14 protein-coding genes are annotated in these 18,551 nt (G+C 37.7%); 10 read left to right on the top strand and 4 right to left on the bottom strand.

All coding sequences use genetic code 11. From position 1 onward, the window contains the following. The first annotated feature begins 612 nt into the window (after positions 1 to 612). The 9 genes from dnaA to gpsA all read left to right on the top strand — a co-directional run bounded on the left by dnaA (position 613) and on the right by gpsA (position 11,223). Positions 613 to 2,184, top strand: a complete 1,572-nt coding sequence (gene dnaA, locus ACFIMP_RS02220) for a chromosomal replication initiator protein DnaA (RefSeq protein ID WP_375611430.1) — start codon at positions 613 to 615, stop codon at positions 2,182 to 2,184. Between the two features lie 186 nt (positions 2,185 to 2,370). Next, a complete protein-coding gene (gene dnaN, locus ACFIMP_RS02225; protein ID WP_375685949.1) occupies positions 2,371 to 3,492 on the top strand; it encodes a DNA polymerase III subunit beta in 1,122 nt (373 codons plus the stop codon). Between the two features lie 20 nt (positions 3,493 to 3,512). Next, entirely contained in the window at positions 3,513 to 4,646 is a 1,134-nt protein-coding gene (gene recF / locus ACFIMP_RS02230; protein ID WP_375611469.1) for a DNA replication/repair protein RecF, read from the top strand. A gap of 54 nt (positions 4,647 to 4,700) precedes the next feature. After that, positions 4,701 to 5,153, top strand: a complete 453-nt coding sequence (gene aroQ / locus ACFIMP_RS02235; protein WP_375611431.1) for a type II 3-dehydroquinate dehydratase — start codon at positions 4,701 to 4,703, stop codon at positions 5,151 to 5,153. A gap of 130 nt (positions 5,154 to 5,283) precedes the next feature. Then, positions 5,284 to 6,255, top strand: coding sequence for a ubiquinol oxidase subunit II (gene cyoA / locus ACFIMP_RS02240; protein WP_375611432.1), 972 nt, complete (start codon positions 5,284 to 5,286; stop codon positions 6,253 to 6,255). A 76-nt stretch (positions 6,256 to 6,331) separates the two neighbouring features. After that, on the top strand, positions 6,332 to 8,350 hold the full coding sequence (gene cyoB, locus ACFIMP_RS02245; protein WP_375611433.1) for a cytochrome o ubiquinol oxidase subunit I: 2,019 nt from the start codon (positions 6,332 to 6,334) through the stop codon (positions 8,348 to 8,350). Next, positions 8,347 to 9,015 carry a cytochrome (ubi)quinol oxidase subunit III gene (locus ACFIMP_RS02250; RefSeq protein ID WP_375628427.1) on the top strand — a complete coding sequence of 223 codons (669 nt, stop codon included), beginning with the start codon at positions 8,347 to 8,349 and terminating at the stop codon, positions 9,013 to 9,015. The genes cyoB and ACFIMP_RS02250 overlap by 4 nt, the downstream gene beginning before the upstream one ends. Next, positions 9,015 to 9,983 carry a cytochrome o ubiquinol oxidase subunit IV gene (cyoD, locus tag ACFIMP_RS02255; protein ID WP_375685950.1) on the top strand — a complete coding sequence of 323 codons (969 nt, stop codon included), beginning with the start codon at positions 9,015 to 9,017 and terminating at the stop codon, positions 9,981 to 9,983. The genes ACFIMP_RS02250 and cyoD overlap by 1 nt, the downstream gene beginning before the upstream one ends. A gap of 232 nt (positions 9,984 to 10,215) precedes the next feature. After that, positions 10,216 to 11,223, top strand: coding sequence for an NAD(P)H-dependent glycerol-3-phosphate dehydrogenase (gpsA, locus tag ACFIMP_RS02260; RefSeq protein ID WP_375612834.1), 1,008 nt, complete (start codon positions 10,216 to 10,218; stop codon positions 11,221 to 11,223). Positions 11,224 to 13,069: 1,846 nt separating this feature from the next. Here gpsA and fabI read toward each other — a convergent pair. The 3 genes from fabI to fabA are packed head-to-tail and all read right to left on the bottom strand — an operon-like array spanning position 13,070 to position 15,724. Continuing rightward, the gene (gene fabI, locus ACFIMP_RS02265) at positions 13,070 to 13,888 is read right to left on the bottom strand and encodes an enoyl-ACP reductase FabI (protein ID WP_375610038.1); all 819 of its coding nucleotides are present in this window, start codon (positions 13,886 to 13,888) and stop codon (positions 13,070 to 13,072) included. Positions 13,889 to 13,936: 48 nt separating this feature from the next. Next, positions 13,937 to 15,157 carry a beta-ketoacyl-ACP synthase I gene (gene fabB, locus ACFIMP_RS02270; protein WP_375628420.1) on the bottom strand — a complete coding sequence of 407 codons (1,221 nt, stop codon included), beginning with the start codon at positions 15,155 to 15,157 and terminating at the stop codon, positions 13,937 to 13,939. 57 nt (positions 15,158 to 15,214) lie between these two features. Then, positions 15,215 to 15,724, bottom strand: a complete 510-nt coding sequence (fabA, locus tag ACFIMP_RS02275) for a 3-hydroxyacyl-[acyl-carrier-protein] dehydratase FabA (protein WP_273722474.1) — start codon at positions 15,722 to 15,724, stop codon at positions 15,215 to 15,217. Between the two features lie 232 nt (positions 15,725 to 15,956). On the opposite strand from fabA, the gene irrA reads away from it, so the two are divergent. After that, positions 15,957 to 16,469: an iron response transcriptional regulator IrrA gene (irrA, locus tag ACFIMP_RS02280; RefSeq protein WP_375612837.1), complete on the top strand. Its 513-nt coding sequence runs from the start codon at positions 15,957 to 15,959 to the stop codon at positions 16,467 to 16,469. Positions 16,470 to 16,515: 46 nt separating this feature from the next. Here the strand turns inward: irrA and ACFIMP_RS02285 are convergent, their stop codons facing one another. Then, entirely contained in the window at positions 16,516 to 17,076 is a 561-nt protein-coding gene (locus tag ACFIMP_RS02285) for an SH3 domain-containing protein (protein WP_375612838.1), read from the bottom strand. Positions 17,077 to 18,551: the final 1,475 nt, after the last annotated feature.

Genomic DNA, 18,551 nt, shown 5'->3' on the forward strand with positions numbered 1-18,551 from the left:
GAATCGATAATGATTCTCCACTTGAAAAAGGAGAGAAAGTTTATAGGGGGAGGTATGGTTATCCACAAGCTTTGTGGATTTGTACAGAGTCTTTTTTGTCAAGCATTTTATTTTTTTTTTTAAATCTGAAGAGATTCTTTAATTATTGGTAAATTTAGAGAAAAAAAATGAATTGAATCAATATTTTTTTCAGTCCTCATTAATATAAGCATTTTTTTCGGGTTTTTTGATTTTATTTTGACCTCTTGCATTTTACCTCTGCTGTTTTGTATGGTTCTTATGAAGACTAAGAAGCATGAAGGGGTCACATCAGCGCATTATTCTGTATTTTGTTGAATACAAGATGTTTTGATTTAGGCTTTTCGAAACTTTTGTGTTGGAGAGGTTTTCTGACGGTTTTTTAGTTTTCTTAATGGATATGTTTACCATTTTAGAAGGGTGGGTCATATCATGAGTGCAAGTAAATCTTATTGGTCATCTTTGTTAGTAGGGTTGTGATGAGGCTATCCTAGGGGAGGGTGAGTAATCTTATTTGGGGTAGGGCGTTTTGCCTTCGCTAGATTTATTTTAGTTGTTTGGCAGGACAAAATTTTATTTTTATCAGGATGGAAGATGGTGGATAAATTGAACTCTAAAGCTAGTTCCTTTAAAAGGGTTTCGGTAAATATCCTGTCGGCAGAGAACATAATAAAGAATAGGATGACGGAAAGTGATGAGAACGTTTGTAGAAATGCTTCTATAGGGCATTCTATTGTTTCAGAGGAGGAAAGTGCGGCGGCTTTTATACGTGTTATGGCGCAATTAAAGGTGCAGGTTGGTGTTGAGGCTTATACCAGTTGGTTTGGACGTGTGAAGCTTGCTGAATATAGTCATACTCTTGTAAAACTTTCTGTTCCTACTGCTTTTTTACGTTCATGGATTAATAATCACTATGGTTCTCTTTTGACTCATTTATGGAAACAAGAGAATTCAGCAATTCTTCGTGTTGAAGTTATTGTTCGTGGTATGGAACGCGTTTCAAGAGATGTCGTTTGTAAAAGAAGTGTTCCTCCTGTTGTGCTAGAGGAGCAGGCGACTTCATCTTTTGTTGAAAGTTGCGCAGAGCATTCAGTTAAGAATTCTCAAACGGGAGTTTTTGGATCTCCACTTGATTCTCGCTATACTTTTGAAAGTTTTGTTGAGGGGGCTTCTAATCGTGTTGCTTTAGCAGCTGCGCGTTCCATTGCAGAGGGGCATAAAAGTGCCTTACGTTTTAATCCTCTTTTTATTCACGCATCTGTTGGCTTAGGAAAAACACATTTGCTTCAAGCGATTGCTGCTTCTGCATTGAAGCGTTTAACGTCTGCGCGCGTTATTTATTTAACTGCTGAATATTTTATGTGGCGTTTTGCAACAGCTATTCGTGATAATGATGCTCTTTCTTTTAAAGAACAGCTTCGTGATATCGACCTTTTGATTATTGATGATATGCAGTTTTTGCAGGGTAAGTCGATACAACATGAGTTTTGCCATTTGCTTAATATGTTGCTTGATAGTGCAAAACAGGTTGTTGTCGCTGCAGATCGTCCACCAGCAGAATTAGAATCGCTTGATCTTCGCGTTCGCTCTCGTCTTCAGGGAGGGGTAGCTCTTGAAATTGAAGCACCAGATTATGAAATGCGTTTGCAAATGTTGCGCCAGCGGTTGAAGGTGGCACAACAAGATGATGGCATGGTATCAATTTCTGATGATATCTTGGAATATATTGCGAAAACGGTTTTAGGGTCGGGGCGTGATATTGAAGGTGCGTTTAATCAGCTCTTGTTTCGTCAATCTTTTGAGTCTGATTTATCTTTAGAGCGGATTGATGAGTTATTAGGTCATTTGACACGTCCTGGTGAACCTAAGCGTATTCGGATTGAAGAAATTCAGCGTACGGTAGCACGCCATTATAATGTTTCTAAACAGGACTTGTTATCTAATCGTCGAACACGTACGGTTGTGAAGCCACGGCAAGTTGCAATGTATTTAGCAAAAGTATTAACTCCTCGCTCATTACCAGAAATTGGGCGCCGTTTTGGTGGGCGTGATCATACAACAGTTTTACACGCTGTGCGTAAAATTGAAGATTTGGTTTGTGGTGATCAGACCTTGGCTAAGGAACTTGAGTTGCTTAAGCGGTTGATTGGAGAACAGGCTGTATAGTGTTTATCGTTTCTTTCTTTGGAGAGACTTTAAAGAATTTAATGAAAAGATTTATTTTTTCTTATGCAGGAGTGACTTGCCATTTTAAGAGAGGTTTAATAAACTCTAGCAGGCGATTCTCTAAAGGGATCTATTCTTTAATTCTAAGGAATTCTTATAGTTTTTAGTAAATCATACGGGGCTTTTATGCGGATTACAGTTGATCGCAGTCAATTTCTCAAGTCTCTTGGTCGGGTTCACCGAGTGGTAGAGCGCCGTAATACTGTTCCTATTTTATCGAATGTGTTGATTGATGCAGAAAATGGCCGTGTACAGTTAAAAGCAACAGACCTTGATTTAGAGGTTATGGAATCTTTTGCAGTTAATGTTAAACAAGCTGGAGCAACAACTGTTCCGGCACATTTGCTCTATGATATCATTCGAAAACTTCCTGATAGCAATGAAGTTGTATTGTCCGTCGATGAGAATCAAGCAGGTACAATGTCCGTGGTTTCGGGGTGTGCACATTTTCAGCTTCAATGTCTTCCGAAGTCAGACTTTCCAGAGTCACTTCCTGGGCAGTTTGGTTATCGTTTTTCTTTATCGGCATCAGGCTTAAAACATTTACTTGATTGTACACAATTTGCCATTTCTACTGAAGAAACCCGTTATTATCTTAATGGTATTTATTTCCATATTATTAATGATGGTGTTTTGAAATTGCGTTTGGTTGCAACTGATGGTCATCGTTTGGCACAAGTTGAGATGGAAGCTCCTTCGGGAGTTGAGGGAATGCCTGGTGTTATTATTCCCCGTAAAGCTGTAGGAGAATTGCAAAAACTTCTTTCAGAAGAAAATGATAGCGATGTATGTATAGAGCTTTCGGAGACAAAAATTCGTTTTTCTATAGGCTCTGTGATTTTTACATCAAAATTAATTGATGGAACATTTCCAGATTATCAACGTGTTATCCCTCTTGGAAATGATAAAGAATTAATTGTTAATAGGCAGGACTTTTCTTCTGCAGTTGATCGTGTTTCAACGATTTCAAGTGATCGGGGGCGTGCAGTTAAATTAACGATTGAGCATGGACAGTTAAGGCTTGTTGTTAATAGCCCAGATTCGGGCAGTGCAGAAGATCAATTATCAGTAACTTATGCATCTGAACCGCTTGAGATAGGATTTAATTCACGTTATCTTTTGGATATTGCTGGGCAGCTTTCAAGTGATGAGATGGTTTTTATGTTGGCTGAGGCTGGAGCACCAGCTCTGATTCGTGATAATGATGATGCGGATGTGCTCTATGTACTGATGCCTATTCGCGTTTAGGGGCAGTTGTTTTGCAATGCATGGCCAGTCATGTGCACAAAGTGGCAGTGAGGCAGCTGAAGCTTTTACGTTATCGCAATTATTCTTTTTTCAATATTCATTTTTCTGGTCAGCATGTGGTTTTTACTGGCCATAATGGTGCTGGTAAGACGAATCTTTTAGAGGCGTTATCTTTTCTTTCTCCTGGTCGTGGTTTGCGGCGTGCTGTTTATTCTGACGTTAGTTTTGTAGATGGTGGTGGTGGAGGATTTGTTGTATTTGCGCGTCTTGAATGCGCTCTTTATGGTGAAGTAAAGATTGGTACAGCTTTTGAGGTTAGCGATAACAGTCGAAAGGTCCATATTAATGGTGTGAATGAGTCGAGTGATTGCCTAACAGATTATTGTCATATTAGTGTCCTAACACCGTCTATGGATGGTCTTTTTACAGGTCCTTCACTTGAGCGCCGTAGTTTTTTGGACCGTATGGTTTTGGCGATTGATCCCTTGCATAGGCGCCGCATAGCCGATTATGATAGAGCTATGCGCGCACGTAATCGTTTGTTTTTAGATGGAAATGAAGATTGTGCTTGGTTTGATGCTTTAGAAAAGCAAATGGCAGAATTGGCGACAGCTATTTCTGCGGCGCGTGTTGATGTTATTCGTCTTTTAAATGACATGTTTACACAAATGCCCTCACAGATACCTTTTCCACGAGCTTTTTTGCAAATTGATGGTTTTTTAGAAACAGCTCTTAGTGAAATATCAGCAACTGAAGTTGAAGAACAATTTTGTGATCGATTGCGGCATAATCGCGCAATGGATCGTGCTGCTGGTCGGACGTTAGAAGGACCACATCGTGCAGATTTGCAGGTTTTTTATGCTGATAAAAATAGAGCAGCAACATCTTGTTCAACAGGTGAACAAAAAGCGCTGCTAACAGGTTTAGTTTTGTGTCATGCACGTCTAACAGGTATGATGTCGGAAAGATCTCCCATTCTTCTTCTTGATGAAATGGCTGCCCATCTTGATTCGCATCGACGTGCTGCTCTATTTGATATTCTTGATGATTTAGCTGTACAAACATTTATGACAGGAACAGATCGTCTTTTATTTGATGACTTAAAAGGACGCGCAGAATTCTTTGAGATTAAGGATGGAGCTTTATTGCCGTAAAAACATGCTAAATATTTTTTTAATAAGTGATAGGTCTGAAAGAAAAGGCTTGCTATGTCAGAGATAATAACGATTTTAAATGGTCCTAATTTAAATTTTCTAGGTCAACGTGAGCCAGAAATTTATGGAACTGAAACTCTAGAAGATATTGAAAAAAGATGCAGAGAATGGGCAAAAAAAAATGATATTATAATAAATTTTTATCAAAGTAACTATGAAGGGCAATTAGTGGCATGGATACAAGAAGCAATAGAGGCAAGTTCTGGATTGATCATTAACCCAGCGGCTTACAGTCATACATCTGTTGCACTTCTTGATGCCCTAAAAATGTTTTCAGGGCCGAAAGTAGAAGTTCATTTATCTCATATTTATCAGCGTGAAGCTTTTCGTCACCATTCTTATACATCTGCAGGTGTAGACGCTATTATAACTGGGTGTGGAGGTGATGGATATCGGTTTGCACTTGAGTATATTGCAAAACAATTAAGCAAAACAATTAAATTGTGATAGGTAAAGAGTAAGCGTTTAATAAGAGTAATATAGGCATTTAATTCTCTTGATAATTATTTTCAAATCTGTACAATGTGAGGTATATATTTATGACAGTTTTTAGTGCGTATGACGGGGGTAAATAGAGATGAAAAGCTTTGTTAGACAATTAGAAATGCTTGTGATTTTAGGGGGAGCACTGCTTTTGTCTGGTTGTAAAATTGATGTTATGCAGCCATCAGGTTATGTTGCACGTCAACAGCTCATTTTGATCGTTGTTTGTGTGGTGGTGATGCTTTGTATTGTTATCCCAGTTATGGTGAGTGTGGTATTTTTAGCTATAAAATATCGTGCATCGAATATGAAAGCGGACTATTCTCCTGATTGGGCACATTCAAATAAAATTGAAGCATTGATGTGGGGTATTCCAGTTGTAATTGTAATGGTTTTAGGTTCATTAACAGCTTATTATACCTATAAGCTTGAACCTACAAATCCTCTTCCAGTGGAAGTTGTAGGTGAAGGAAAGCCATTACAGATTGATGCTGTTGCTCTTGATTGGAAATGGCTTTTTATTTATCCTGAATACGGTGTTGCATCGATTAATGAGATTTATGCGCCTGAAGGACGTCAAGTTTTATTGCAATTGACGTCAGAGAATTCTGTCAATGCTTTTTGGGTTCCCAAATTGGGTACAGTTCTTTACGCTATGCCGCAGATGAATGCTAAGTTGCATTTGGTCGCTGAAGAGCAAGGAGTATTCAAAGGAGCCTCAGCAAATTATAGTGGTGATGGTTTTTCGGGTATGCGGTTTAAGTGGCATTCTGTGTCTTTGCAGGATTTTGAGGATTGGATTGTAAAAGCTCGGGCTAATGGTCGAGTACTTGATCGTTCATCTTATCGTCAACTTTCTATTGCGCCTCGTATGGGTGATATTGCTGCGAAGGAAAAAGATGCTGAAGTTCGTTATTTTGCACCTGTTGAGAAGCGGCTTTACTATCGTGTTGTTAATCGATGTGTCGATGAAAAGACGGTATGTAATGAAGATTTAATGAAACGTGCTGCTGCTCAGACGCTATGGGGTGCACTATGTTCAGTATTTGATCCTGATGTTATTTAACAGAGTCAATAAAGTAAAGAGCCCTTTTAACAAAGGTTTCTTTTAAACTTGAATTTCATTTGAAATGGGTTGAGAAATGTTTGGAAGACTTACAGATCCTACGGCAGGTGCTTTTCATGCGCTTGCACATGAACCGATCGTTTTGTATACATGTATTGCGATTGTTTTGGTTGGTTTAATTGCTGTTATTGCTCTAACAGTACTTGGGTGGTGGGGGATTCTATGGCGAAATTGGATTACAACGGTTGACCATAAACGCATAGGTATTATGTACATCGTTCTTGGAATTATTATGCTTGTTCGCGGTTTTGCGGACGCACTTATGATGCGAACGCATCAAGCTTTAGCTCTTGGGAGTGAAACAGCAGGTTATTTGCCCCCTGAGCATTTTGATCAAATTTTTTCGGCGCATGGTACGATCATGATTTTTTTCATGGCCACGCCTATTTTATTTGGTCTTTTTAATTATCTTATACCACTTCAAATTGGTGCGCGTGATGTTGCTTTTCCCTTTGCAAATAATCTAGGTTTTTGGATTACGGCTGCAGGGGCGATATTGATTAACATATCCCTAGGTGTTGGGAATTTTGGTCGTGGTGGTTGGTTGATGTATCCACCTTTTACAGAATTGCAAACGAGTCCAGATACAGGGGTAGATTATTATTTATGGTCACTTCAGCTTTCTGGTATTGCAACAACAATGGGATCAGTGAATTTTATTGCAACGATGATTAAAATGCGTGCTCCTGGAATGACAATGATGAGAATGCCTATTTTTTGTTGGAGTGCTTTTGTCAGCAATGTTCTTATTGTAGTCATTTATCCTGTTTTGGCTGTAGCATTTGCACTCTTGGCATGTGATCGTTATTTGAACATGAATTTCTTTACCAATGTTGGTGGCGGAAATCCGATGGTATGGATTAACTATGTTTGGGTTTTTGGTCATCCTGAGGTTTATGTTTTGGTTGTTCCTGCTTTTGGAATTGTTTCTGAAGTTGTATCAACTTTTTCTTCAAAACGCCTCTTTGGTTATACTTCAATGATATGGGCCATGTTGGTTATTTTGATTCTTTCGCTTCTTGTTTGGGGCCATCATTTCTTCACAATGGGTGGGGGTGAAGCTGTAAATACCTTCTTTAGTATTGCTACGATGATTATTGCAGTTCCAACCGGTGTAAAAGTTTTTAATTGGCTGCTTACGATGTATAGAGGTCGGATTCGCTTTGAGCCTCCTATGCTTTGGTGCATGGGTATGATCTTTACATTTGTTGGTGGTGGATTAACAGGTGTTTTATTATCTATTGTTCCTGCTGATTGGCAGTTTCATAATTCGCTCTTTTTGATAGCACATTTCCATCATACAATTATTGGAGGTGTGGTTTTTGCGTACTTAGCGGGGATTGCATTTTGGTTTCCAAAAGTTTTTGGTTATAAACCAAATCGCATACTAGGTATTACATCTTTTTGGTGTTGGTTTATTGGTTTTTACCTTGCCTTTTTCCCGGTTTATGCGCTTGGTTTAATGGGGGCGACGCGTCGTCTGCAGCATTACATGGAACCTAGTTGGCAGCCGATGTTTATTATTGCTGCATTGGGTGCTTGTATTATCTTACTTGGTATCCTTTGTTTTGTGCTACAGGTTGTTTTGGCGATTTGGTACGGTATTAAGCATAAAGGGCACTTACCGGTAACATTAAATGATTCTTGGGGTGATGCACGTACACTTGAATGGTTTACCTCTTCACCGCCTCCTTCTTATAATTTTGCCCTCCTTCCAAAGATACAGTCTGATGATGCTTATTGGAATATGAAGAAAAGTGGTTATCAACGGCCGACAAGTGGATTTACAAAAATTCATATGCCATCGAATACATCGGCTGGAATTATTGCTGGCTTCTTCTCATTAGTTGTTGGTTTTGCGCTTGTTTGGCATATTTGGTGGCTTGTTGCGGTTGGACTGGTTGGTTTTATTGCAACGCTTGTGTGTCATTCATTAACAGGTGATCATCATGGTTACTATATTCCAGCTGAAGAAGTGCAAAAAACTGAAGATGCCTTTACGGCTGTTCTTAAAGAACAAGGAGTGACAGTATGAGTGCTGTAACAATGAATAACGCGAGTACTATAGATGAACTTCACCACGATAGTAGCTCGGTAATGACGTTTGGTTTTTGGGTCTATATTCTTTCAGACTTAATCCTGTTTTCGACACTGTTTTCAAGTTTTGCTGTATTTTCTGCTTCTTATGGTGGTGGTAAAGCGGGCAGTGAGTTTATAGATTTAAAGTTTGTTTTGGTTGAGACTGCTTTCTTGTTGTTTTCGTCCGTCACTTATGGCTTTGCAATGGTACAAGCACATAAAAATAACATCAGTGGTGTGCGTTTATGGATGGCTATTACCTTTGGATTGGGGTGTTGCTTCATTGGTATGGAACTTTACGAATTTCATGAACTTTTGAGTGAGGTTTTTTATTTTGATCCAAATGCTTATGCGGGTATTGATCCTGCAACAGGTTTACAGCTTTTTGGACGGGAAATTCTCTCTGCTTATTGGTCAGCATTTTTTGCTTTGGTTGGCACCCATGGACTTCACGTAAGTGTTGGCCTTCTTTGGATGGTTGTGATGTTTTTTCATCTTCGTCGTAATGGCTTGGATCAGAACAATAAAACACGTTTAGCATGTCTTTCCATTTTTTGGCATTTACTTGATATTGTATGGATTGGTGTTTTCACCATGGTTTATCTATTAGGAGCGTTGTGATGAGCGTGCAAAATGAAACACATGGTCCCAGTACTGGTTCCTATTTGGTTGGTTTTATTCTGGCTGTATTTTTCACTTTGGGTTCTTTTATTCCTGTGATGTATGGAATGATGGAAAGTTGGGCAGTTAGTACAAAGGTTGCGTATCTTATTGGGATGGCGATTATTCAGATTATAGTACAAATTGTTTTCTTTTTGCACTTGAATTCTGGTCCAGACGCCAAGTGGAATTTAAGCGCGTTGTGGTTTGCTGCTATTTGCGTTTTTGTTATTATTGGGGGAACTTGGTGGGCTATTTCTCATTTGAATTATAATATGATGGGTGGTTCAGGACGTGTTATTGAACCGGAAATATCAAGTAGAGATGATTCTTCAGTGTCTGAGCAGTTATCAAACAAAGATATATCCGTAAGAAAACAGCCAGAAAAGATACAGGGCTCAGAGGTTTCGATGGAGCAAGGTGCAAGTACGCAAACTCCTGTAGATCAAGCACCTGTTTCAGAAATGCCTATGGGGCAGGGTCTAAGTACGCAAACTCCTGTAGATCAAGCACCTGGTTCAGAAATGCCTATGGGGCAGGGTCTAAGTACGCAAACTCCTGTAGATCAAGCACCTGGTTCAGAAATGCCCATGGGGCAGGGGCTAGGTACGCAAACTCCTGTAGATCAAGCACCTGGTTCAGAAATGCCCATGGGGCAGGGTCTAGGTACGCAAACTCCTGTAGATCAAGCACCTGGTTCAGAAATGCCTATGGGGCAGGGTCTAGGTACGCAAACTCCTGTAGATCAAGCACCTGTTTCAGAAATGCCTATGGGGCAGGGTCTAAGTACGCAAACTCCTGTAGATCAAGCACCTGTTTCAGAAATGCCTATGGGGCAGGGTCTAAGTACGCAAACTCCTGTAGATCAAGCACCTGGTTCAGAAATGCCCATGGAGCAAGGTCCAAATACGCAGTTTCCTGTGGAGTAGTTGTTAGAAATATCTACGGAGCTGATGCGGCATGTATCAGCTTCGTAGAAGAAATTTGTAGGATATAAAGCAGGAGATAAGTACAAGATATCAGTGGAATGAGTATCATTATTTTGAATATACTTTTAATTTAAAAGAGAAAGTCCGTGGGGTATTTAGTATAGCATTAAAATTATTTGTAATAATAATATGCAATTGAAATCAAAAATTTAGAGAATAATCAGAAAATTTAATGAAAACCGTTGCAATGACAGTTATAGGTGCTGGTTCTTTTGGTACTGCATTAGCGATAGCTCTTGCCCGTAATGGTCATAATGTTTTACTTTGGGGATATAGTCCTCAACATATCAAAGAATTACAGGAACAACGTTGTAATCAAGTATATTTACCCGATGTTCGATTTCCTGAAAATTTATTACTTGAAGCTTCCCTTGAAACTGCAATAACGGCAAGTCACAATATATTAATCGCTGTTCCAAGCCATGTATTTCATCAAGTTTTGTATAATATTCAGCCTTATTTAGATCAGCATTCACGCGTTATTTGGGCTACAAAAGGTTTAGAACATGGTACTGGACGTTTCTTGCAAGAGGTTGCTCGTGAGATTTTAGGTGAAAAAATTCCTTTAGCTGTTTTTTCTGGACCAACTTTTGCTCAAGAACTAGCTATTGGTTGGCCTACTGCAATGACGATAGCAGCTTCTGATGTTGAGTTTGGTAAAGAATTGCAGCAACTTTTTCATTGTGACAAAAGTTTTAGAGTTTATAAAAGTTCAGATATGATTGGTGTTCAATTAGGGGGGGCAGTCAAAAATGTTATTGCTATTGGTGCAGGAATATCAGATGGCATAGGTTTTGGGGCAAATGCACGAATAGCTCTTATCACACGAGGACTAGCTGAAATCAGTCGTTTAGGGGAGGCTATGGGTGCTGAGCTTTCCACATTTATGGGAATGACAGGCTTAGGTGATCTGGTTTTGACATGTACTGATAATCAGTCGCGTAATCGCCGTTTTGGAATACTTCTTGGTAAAGGAATAGATATAAAAGAAGCAGAAAAACAAATTGGTCAGGTTGTGGAAGGATACTTAAATACCAAGGAAGTATATACGTTGGCGCAGCGTATTGGGGTAGAAATGCCCATTGTAGAACAAATTTATCAAATTCTCTATTGTGGTAAAAATATAACTGAAGCGGCAAACACATTACTAAGCCGCGCCCTCAAGGACGAAATTCAATAATATCCTGTTTTTTAATAATTCCAATCGTAAAAAATAGAAACATGCTATGATAGACATATAAAATAGATTTTATTGATGGTTGTATAAGGCAGTCATATTCCAGAAAATTATAGATTCATATCATTCGATTCTTTATGAAACATGGCTGAAATATAAAAGTTTTGGCTTTTGTCTAAGAGCTATCTCTTTTAAGATAAATTATCGTTTCCACTTACACATGTTTATGTAATGTAATGAACAAGATATTTTTATTGTCTCTTAAATTCATCTCACAATGATATTTGCAAACAGAATAGTACAAGACTCATTAGGTAGAAGCATCTTATTTATGTAACGTATAAGCTAAGAATATCGGGGCAGGGATATTGTGAATCTCTGTTTTTGTAATTCTTTAAAACAAGAAGACAATCTAATTTGGGAAGAAGATGAAATTTTAAAGCTGAAAATCTGTTCCCATTTCTACAATCATTTTTAAATTCAGTTTTACGCTATCTAAAGCAATATCTTTTAAATAATGGAGATTATCTCACACCTTTATTTTTCTCATTTTCTAATGAAAGCATTTTTCTGATGTGTCAGGTAAAATAGAACGTCCAAAAAAACACGATTGCTGTTATATATTCACGTGCTTGTTTTAAAGAGACCTCTCTTAAAAATCCTAAGTCCAATTTGCGACGGTGACTGTGAATAGTGTAACCGATAAAGCTATTGTGCACATCCCCATCTTTATGTTTATGAAGGAGGAAGACGAGCGTCATTACACCCCCAAATGTTGTGAGACAGCTCTTGGCACTTGAAGCTGTTCAGTAGAGATATTTAAGCCTTTTATTTTCTCACATGTCAATTCTGTTTTTTATATGCAAGAAATGATTTTTGGAATTATAACTTTGAAAGTCTAAGATTGAAAAAATGTTATTGTACTTGTTTGTGGCTGTCATTTAAACTGAAAAATAATGTGATTATAAAGATAAAAAATTGATTTATATAAATAATTCATTTTATTTTTGTATTGAGTTAATTAAAAATATATGTTTGCTTGTCACAAGCGGGTTAGTATGTGGATAAAAATTATTAAAGATACTTCTAATGAATCATCTCAAGTGTCAAGGGTTGTTTCAATATTAGAACATGGCAAGTAAAATGACGGTGTCGGTTTGTCATCTGTATAAACATTAAAATGGTGGTAAAAAAAGGATTTTATGTACTTCACAAGGATTTTTTATATGTTCTACAGGTACCATTGTGAAATGGAATGGCGTGCATTGAGAGATATCTTTAAAAAATGCATGAAGGAGAAACAGCTATAGTGTTTTTGGGTGTTCTATTTTACCTGACACATCAGAGCAATGCTTTCATTAAAGAACAATAGTAAGATTAATGATTGATTTCTTTACGCCTTCATATTCATCCTAAATTAGATTGTATTTGCGTTTCAAGAATAAATCAAACGGTAGGAATATTTTTTTCAATTTGCTACACAAAAGCTGAAACTAAGGGTTTTAATAATTCTCTAATCTCTGTTTCAAACTGCGGTGGCATGAGGGTTGGATATTGATTTATAAGCAATGGCAAAAGCGTATGCTTTAGTAAGGTAAATAACGTCATAAAATACACACTTTATCAACCATGGATTGAAGAAATATTCCGGCTTTTATAAAATATTTTGCGAAACAAGGCATCGTACATCTGGTTTTGTATTGACTTATTCTTACAAACATTTGCACATATTCCTTACGTCATATTATTATAAGTCAATACACTATTATATAGCTGAGAAAGTACTCAATACCCGATTAAAGCACTATGTACATGATTGATTTTCTTTTTTAGTGCAATGAAATAAATTTTATTCTTCTTGGGAATCGTCACTTTTTTTCAGTTCTTCAAGTATTGGCATAGACATGATGTTATAGCCTGAATCAACATAATGGATTTCACCTGTAACACCTGATGATAAGTCAGAGAGTAGATAAAGAGCAGATTTTCCAATTTCATGAATATCTACGGTACGCCGTAATGGGGCATTACGGCGTTGATGTGAAAATATTGCCCGTGCAGCTGCAATACCATTACCTGCTAAAGTTCTAACAGGACCAGCGGAAATCGCATTGACACGAATATTTTGAGGACCAAAGTCCGCTGCTAAATAACGTACCATAGCTTCTAAAGCTGCTTTAGCAACACCCATGATGTTATAATTAGGCACAACTTGCTGTGAAGCACCATAGGTAAGAGTTAAAAGTGTTCCTCCATTGGGCATAAGCTTACCCGCGCGCTGGGCAATTTCAGTAAAGGAATAAGCTGAAATAACCATCGTGCGTTGAAAGTTTTCACGTGTTGTAACATCAACGTAACGCCCTTTTAGCTGAGTTTTATCTGAAAAACCAATGGCATGGACAATAAAATCAATTGTTTTCCATTCTTTTTCAAGTTGCTCAAAGACGTAATCAATATTTTCACTTTTTTCAACGTCACACTCTAGCACTAATTTGCAGCCAAGTTTATCTGCTAGGGGATGAACACGTTTTCCAAAAGCATTTCCTTGATAAGTCAACGCTAATTCCGCTCCTGCTTGTGCGAGCTGACAGGCAATGCCCCAAGCAATTGAATGGTCATTCGCAATTCCCATAATAAGGCCGCGTTTGCCCTCCATCAAACCTTTCATATTATTCTCCGTAAGACCGTACTTTTTTCAATTACTAAGAGCTTTTGTTTATACATAACGTTGGAAAACAAGCGTTGCATTGGTACCGCCAAAGCCAAAAGTATTCGACAATACGGTATTCAGTTGTTGATGATCACGTCGTTCACGAACGATTGGCATATCAGCAAAAGCTGGATCAAGTTCTTCAATATGGGCACTTTCACAAATAAAATTATGATTCATCATTAACAATGTATAGATTGCTTCGTGAACACCTGCTGCTCCCAAGGAATGTCCTGTTAGAGACTTGGTAGCGGAAATGGGGGGGCATTGATCACCTGCTCCAAAGACACGACGGATAGCTTCTATCTCAGGAGGATCACCAACAGGAGTTGCTGTCGCATGGGGATTGATATAATCAATTTTATTATCGACTGTTGCAAGGGCCATGCGCATGCATCGTTCTGCTCCCTCTCCTGATGGGGCAACCATATCATGTCCATCGGATGTCGCACCGTATCCAACGATTTCTCCGTAGATTTTTGCACCACGTGCTTTAGCAAGTTCTAAATCTTCAAGGACTAAAACGCCAGCACCTCCAGCAATGACAAAACCATCACGATTAACATCATAAGCACGTGAAGCTTTGTGAGGAATGTCATTATATCTGCTGGACATAGCGCCCATGGCATCGAATAAAACAGATAGTGTCCAATCCAAATCTTCGCAGCCACCGGCAAAGATGCGCTTCTGTTTACCATATTGTATCATTTCGTAAGCATTACCAATACAATGATTGGAGGTAGCACAAGCTGAAGAGATTGAATAATTGATCCCCTTTATTTTAAAGAAAGTTGCTAATGTTGCAGATGCTGTGGAACTCATCGCTTTAGGGACAACAAAAGGTCCAACACGTTTTGGACCTTTTTGGCGTGTAATGTCAGCAGCTTCTACGATTGAATGTGTTGAAGCACCTCCAGAACCCATAATAATACCCGTGTGTTCGTTCGATACTTCATGCGGTTCTAGACCCGCATCAGCAATTGCTTGATCCATGGCGATGTGATTCCATGCTGTTCCACGCCCATGAAAACGTAGAGCACGTCGATCTACGAGTTCTTCTATATTAATATCGGGCTTGCCATAAACTCTGCTACGAAAGCCTAATTCAGCATATTGAGGTGCGTAAGAAATTCCGGATTTTGCTTCACGTAAACTGGTTAAAACAGCTCCAGGATTATTTCCAATTGCGGAGACAATTCCCATTCCGGTTACAACAACTCGACGCATTCATACCTCCTCGTTCCATACAGAATAGTGAAAAGTTCTTTCTGACGGAAATAACGTTCAATCTTCTTTGAATAAAGCAACGCGTAAATCGTTCGCCTTATAAATAGTCTCTCCATCTGCTTTTAGCCACCCATCAGCTATTCCTAAGACTAAATTTCCACGTCGAATACGCTTAAAATCTATTTCATATTCAAGAATTTTGGTTTGTGGAGTTACCATCCCTGATAACTTTACTTCACCTGTTGATATTGCTCTTCCTTTGCCTGGTTCGCCTAGCCAACCAAGAAAAAAACCTGTTAATTGCCACATACCATCCAGTCCGAGACATCCTGGCATGACGGGATCGCCTATAAAGTGACAATTAAAGAACCACATGTCTGGTGTAATGTCAAATTCGGCGCGAACCATTCCTTTATCGTATTTACCATCAGTTTCACTAATTTGAGTGATTCGATGAATCATTAACATTGGCGGTGCTGGCAATTGCGCATTACCTCTACCAAACATTTCGCCGCGAGCGCAGCTTAGAAGCTCTTCATATGTGTAGCGAGACTTTTGTTCAGCCATTGTTACTCCATTTATTTGCATATATCTTTATTTCTGCGCTTTTCCCAACCTACTTTTAGAGCAAATTTTAAAGAGAGGGAAATGATTTTATATCATTTTTAATGACAAAAGCCTTTTTTTATGTATTCTACATAGGTAATTATTTAAAAATGGAATACAAGATTACACCATACTATTCCCATTTTTTTGTATTTTGATCTTATTTAGCAGGAATATATTTGGGTTTGTAATTATGTCAGTGAGTGCAGACAATTTAGATATGAATGAAGAGCAGCAGTTCACAAAAGAGTGTGGAAAAATTGTGCAATATTATTCCATTTCTATGTTAGAAAAACATTTGCGTCAAAATGGTCTGCGTCCAACACGTCAGCGGTTGGAACTTGCACATATGATTTTTTCTCAAGGAAATCGTCATATTACTGCTGAAGAGCTCTATGAGGAAGCGGTGAGGGCAGGTGTACCTGTATCTTTAGCAACGGTTTATAATACGCTTCATCAATTTACGGAAGCGGGATTATTACGGATTATTGCCGTAGAAGGCTCAAAAACTTGGTTTGATACCAATACCTCTGATCACTACCATTTTTATATAGAAGGCGAAAATCGTATTCTTGATATTCCTTATAATTTGGAAGAAGCTCCCATTATTAGAAATTTGCCTAAGCCACCAGAAGGTATGGAAATTTCACATGTTGATTTAATCGTGCGATTGAAACCAAAAAATCAATCTTGTGATAGGCAGTGAGGATATTCAATGAGGAATAAAAATTAAACTTGTTGAGTTTGAGTATTCACCAACCTTTTACTTTTTCATCAGGATAGATTCCCCATAACTGGGGTTGCTGAAGCCATCCGCGCGTATTATTAATGTTTAGTTCGCACCATTGTCCATCACATTGGCGGATGTTACCAATGACGTTAGGTTCTACTTCCGCCACAAGTTCTGCGTTGTCGGTGGGGTTTTTTCGTAGCATCAGCCTTTTTGTTTTATCTTTTTGCCATGGAATAGTTATAGCAGTTCGCTTTCCCGATAAAAGCGATTGATACACCCATCCCTCATCGCCTTCTGCATCACGAATTTTGCGCCATTGATCATATTCTTGAATGATTTCAATAGGTAAGCCCTTCTTTTTGTAGGTGAAAATGATTGAATAGTTGCTTCCTGGTCCGACGCGCACATTAACGCTGGTGGGTTTAATCGAAGCAAATCGCGGAAGTGGTAAACCACTGGGCCCTAAATTTTGATTAAATGTTTGTGCATGCAACAAATGAGATGAACCCAATACAATGACTATTGCTATTAAGATACATGATATGAGTATTGAAACGCGAAACCAACGAGAATTTTGCACACCGAACTCCTTTATTTCGTCATATATTGGAAATTTAAAATCTGAAAGATAAGACTGGAAACTGATAAAAAGTATGACACATTGCTCGTTAAAGAGATCTAAACGATGAAAAAATTGCTACAAAAATAACAAAATAAGGAAAACAAAAGGTTTGTATTTCTTAGTGCTTATCTTGTTTATGAGGGGGTAGATATAAATAAACATTAGATTTTTATGTAGCTGTAAGCGTGATAAAACAGTAAAGTATATTGGAGCCATAGGCAGTTTTTGTACAGGAAATTAGGGCTAAAGTATTGCATCTCTTTTTTGAGTTTGTTTCTCAAAGTAAAAGTGCATGTATGCATACTATGAACAAAGAGCTGTTCAGAAAGGGATTATTGTGTGGCTTGAAAAGAAGTTTTGAATGAACAAAATAATACGATAAATAAAACATTTAAGCGTAAAAATATGAGCAACATTATAGAGTAGATTGATATATGAAGGGCTAATTTTAACAGGACACTTTTTCGTGATAATTCATTTATAAAATTTTCTACACTCTAATCTTATGCCATGATAATGCTTATCCGTATGGTAGATAAGCTGGCTCCATCGTTCTATTTACCAGCTTTCAATGTTATGCAGTTCCTATTATTTATAGTGTTTATAAGAAGCATTTTTGTTTTTTCTTAAATAGCTTTTATTCTATTTGCATACGAATCCCGCTTATGATGTACAAGAAAATAATCTTGATTGATTCAATATGAGAAAGTGTTGAGAAACTTTACGTTATTCAGAATTATTACTTAATATGAAAAACGATTACTTATAATAATAAATCTCCGCGTTAAAAACTTTAACTCGTTATTTAAATTTTAAAAACATTTCCATCAAAAATGGTAATAAAAGGCACATTCATCCATATTAAAATACAGTGTTTTCTCTGTTTATTGTCAATTTTCTTTTTCTCTAACTCAGTATAGAAGAAAGTTGAATGAAATAGAAAGGCTTATTCGATACACTGATGAGGGTAATTACATAAGTGATGAATAGAAGAAATTTATCAAGAAAAAAGAATCTATAGTGCAGTGGTTGAAATTCGTCATCCTTTAGAGAGACAGAATCAAGAGATATAAAAAGTTATGGAATTATATCGTTTCGTTACATAACTGAAGGGAAAGAGGATTATGAATTTGATATTATATTTTACACACAATCGCATATTGCGATAGTTATTTTTGTTTTGTAATCAGACCTAGGATGATCGAAAGATGTAGAATATTTAATGACAAAAAAGAAATTCATCATGAAATTTGCACATAAGAAGCAGTGATGTAAGAGATATCCAGAAGGAGAAAATTATAGCGAAAAGTGATAATAAAACACCCCGCACTCAATTTACATAGGAAAAAGTCGCTTAAATATCTCAAGTGTAGTTTGTTATCTATTTTTAAAATATAAGAGTGAAATAAAAACCACCTCTATGATAGAAACCT

This window comes from Bartonella sp. AP65SXKL (assembly GCF_042195725.1).
Classification (GTDB): domain Bacteria; phylum Pseudomonadota; class Alphaproteobacteria; order Rhizobiales; family Rhizobiaceae; genus Bartonella.

What these genes read in the sequence shown, in the direction of transcription:
- dnaN (WP_375685949.1), top strand. Translation starts at nt 2,371, where the DNA reads ATGCGGATTACAGTTGATCGCAGTCAATTTCTCAAGTCTCTTGGTCGG.
- recF (WP_375611469.1), top strand. Translation starts at nt 3,513, where the DNA reads ATGGCCAGTCATGTGCACAAAGTGGCAGTGAGGCAGCTGAAGCTTTTA.
- aroQ (WP_375611431.1), top strand. Translation starts at nt 4,701, where the DNA reads ATGTCAGAGATAATAACGATTTTAAATGGTCCTAATTTAAATTTTCTA.
- fabB (WP_375628420.1), bottom strand. Translation starts at nt 15,157, where the DNA reads ATGCGTCGAGTTGTTGTAACCGGAATGGGAATTGTCTCCGCAATTGGA.
- cyoA (WP_375611432.1), top strand. Translation starts at nt 5,284, where the DNA reads ATGAAAAGCTTTGTTAGACAATTAGAAATGCTTGTGATTTTAGGGGGA.
- fabA (WP_273722474.1), bottom strand. Translation starts at nt 15,724, where the DNA reads ATGGCTGAACAAAAGTCTCGCTACACATATGAAGAGCTTCTAAGCTGC.
- irrA (WP_375612837.1), top strand. Translation starts at nt 15,957, where the DNA reads ATGTCAGTGAGTGCAGACAATTTAGATATGAATGAAGAGCAGCAGTTC.
- dnaA (WP_375611430.1), top strand. Translation starts at nt 613, where the DNA reads ATGGTGGATAAATTGAACTCTAAAGCTAGTTCCTTTAAAAGGGTTTCG.
- fabI (WP_375610038.1), bottom strand. Translation starts at nt 13,888, where the DNA reads ATGAAAGGTTTGATGGAGGGCAAACGCGGCCTTATTATGGGAATTGCG.
- cyoB (WP_375611433.1), top strand. Translation starts at nt 6,332, where the DNA reads ATGTTTGGAAGACTTACAGATCCTACGGCAGGTGCTTTTCATGCGCTT.
- gpsA (WP_375612834.1), top strand. Translation starts at nt 10,216, where the DNA reads ATGAAAACCGTTGCAATGACAGTTATAGGTGCTGGTTCTTTTGGTACT.
- cyoD (WP_375685950.1), top strand. Translation starts at nt 9,015, where the DNA reads ATGAGCGTGCAAAATGAAACACATGGTCCCAGTACTGGTTCCTATTTG.
- ACFIMP_RS02250 (WP_375628427.1), top strand. Translation starts at nt 8,347, where the DNA reads ATGAGTGCTGTAACAATGAATAACGCGAGTACTATAGATGAACTTCAC.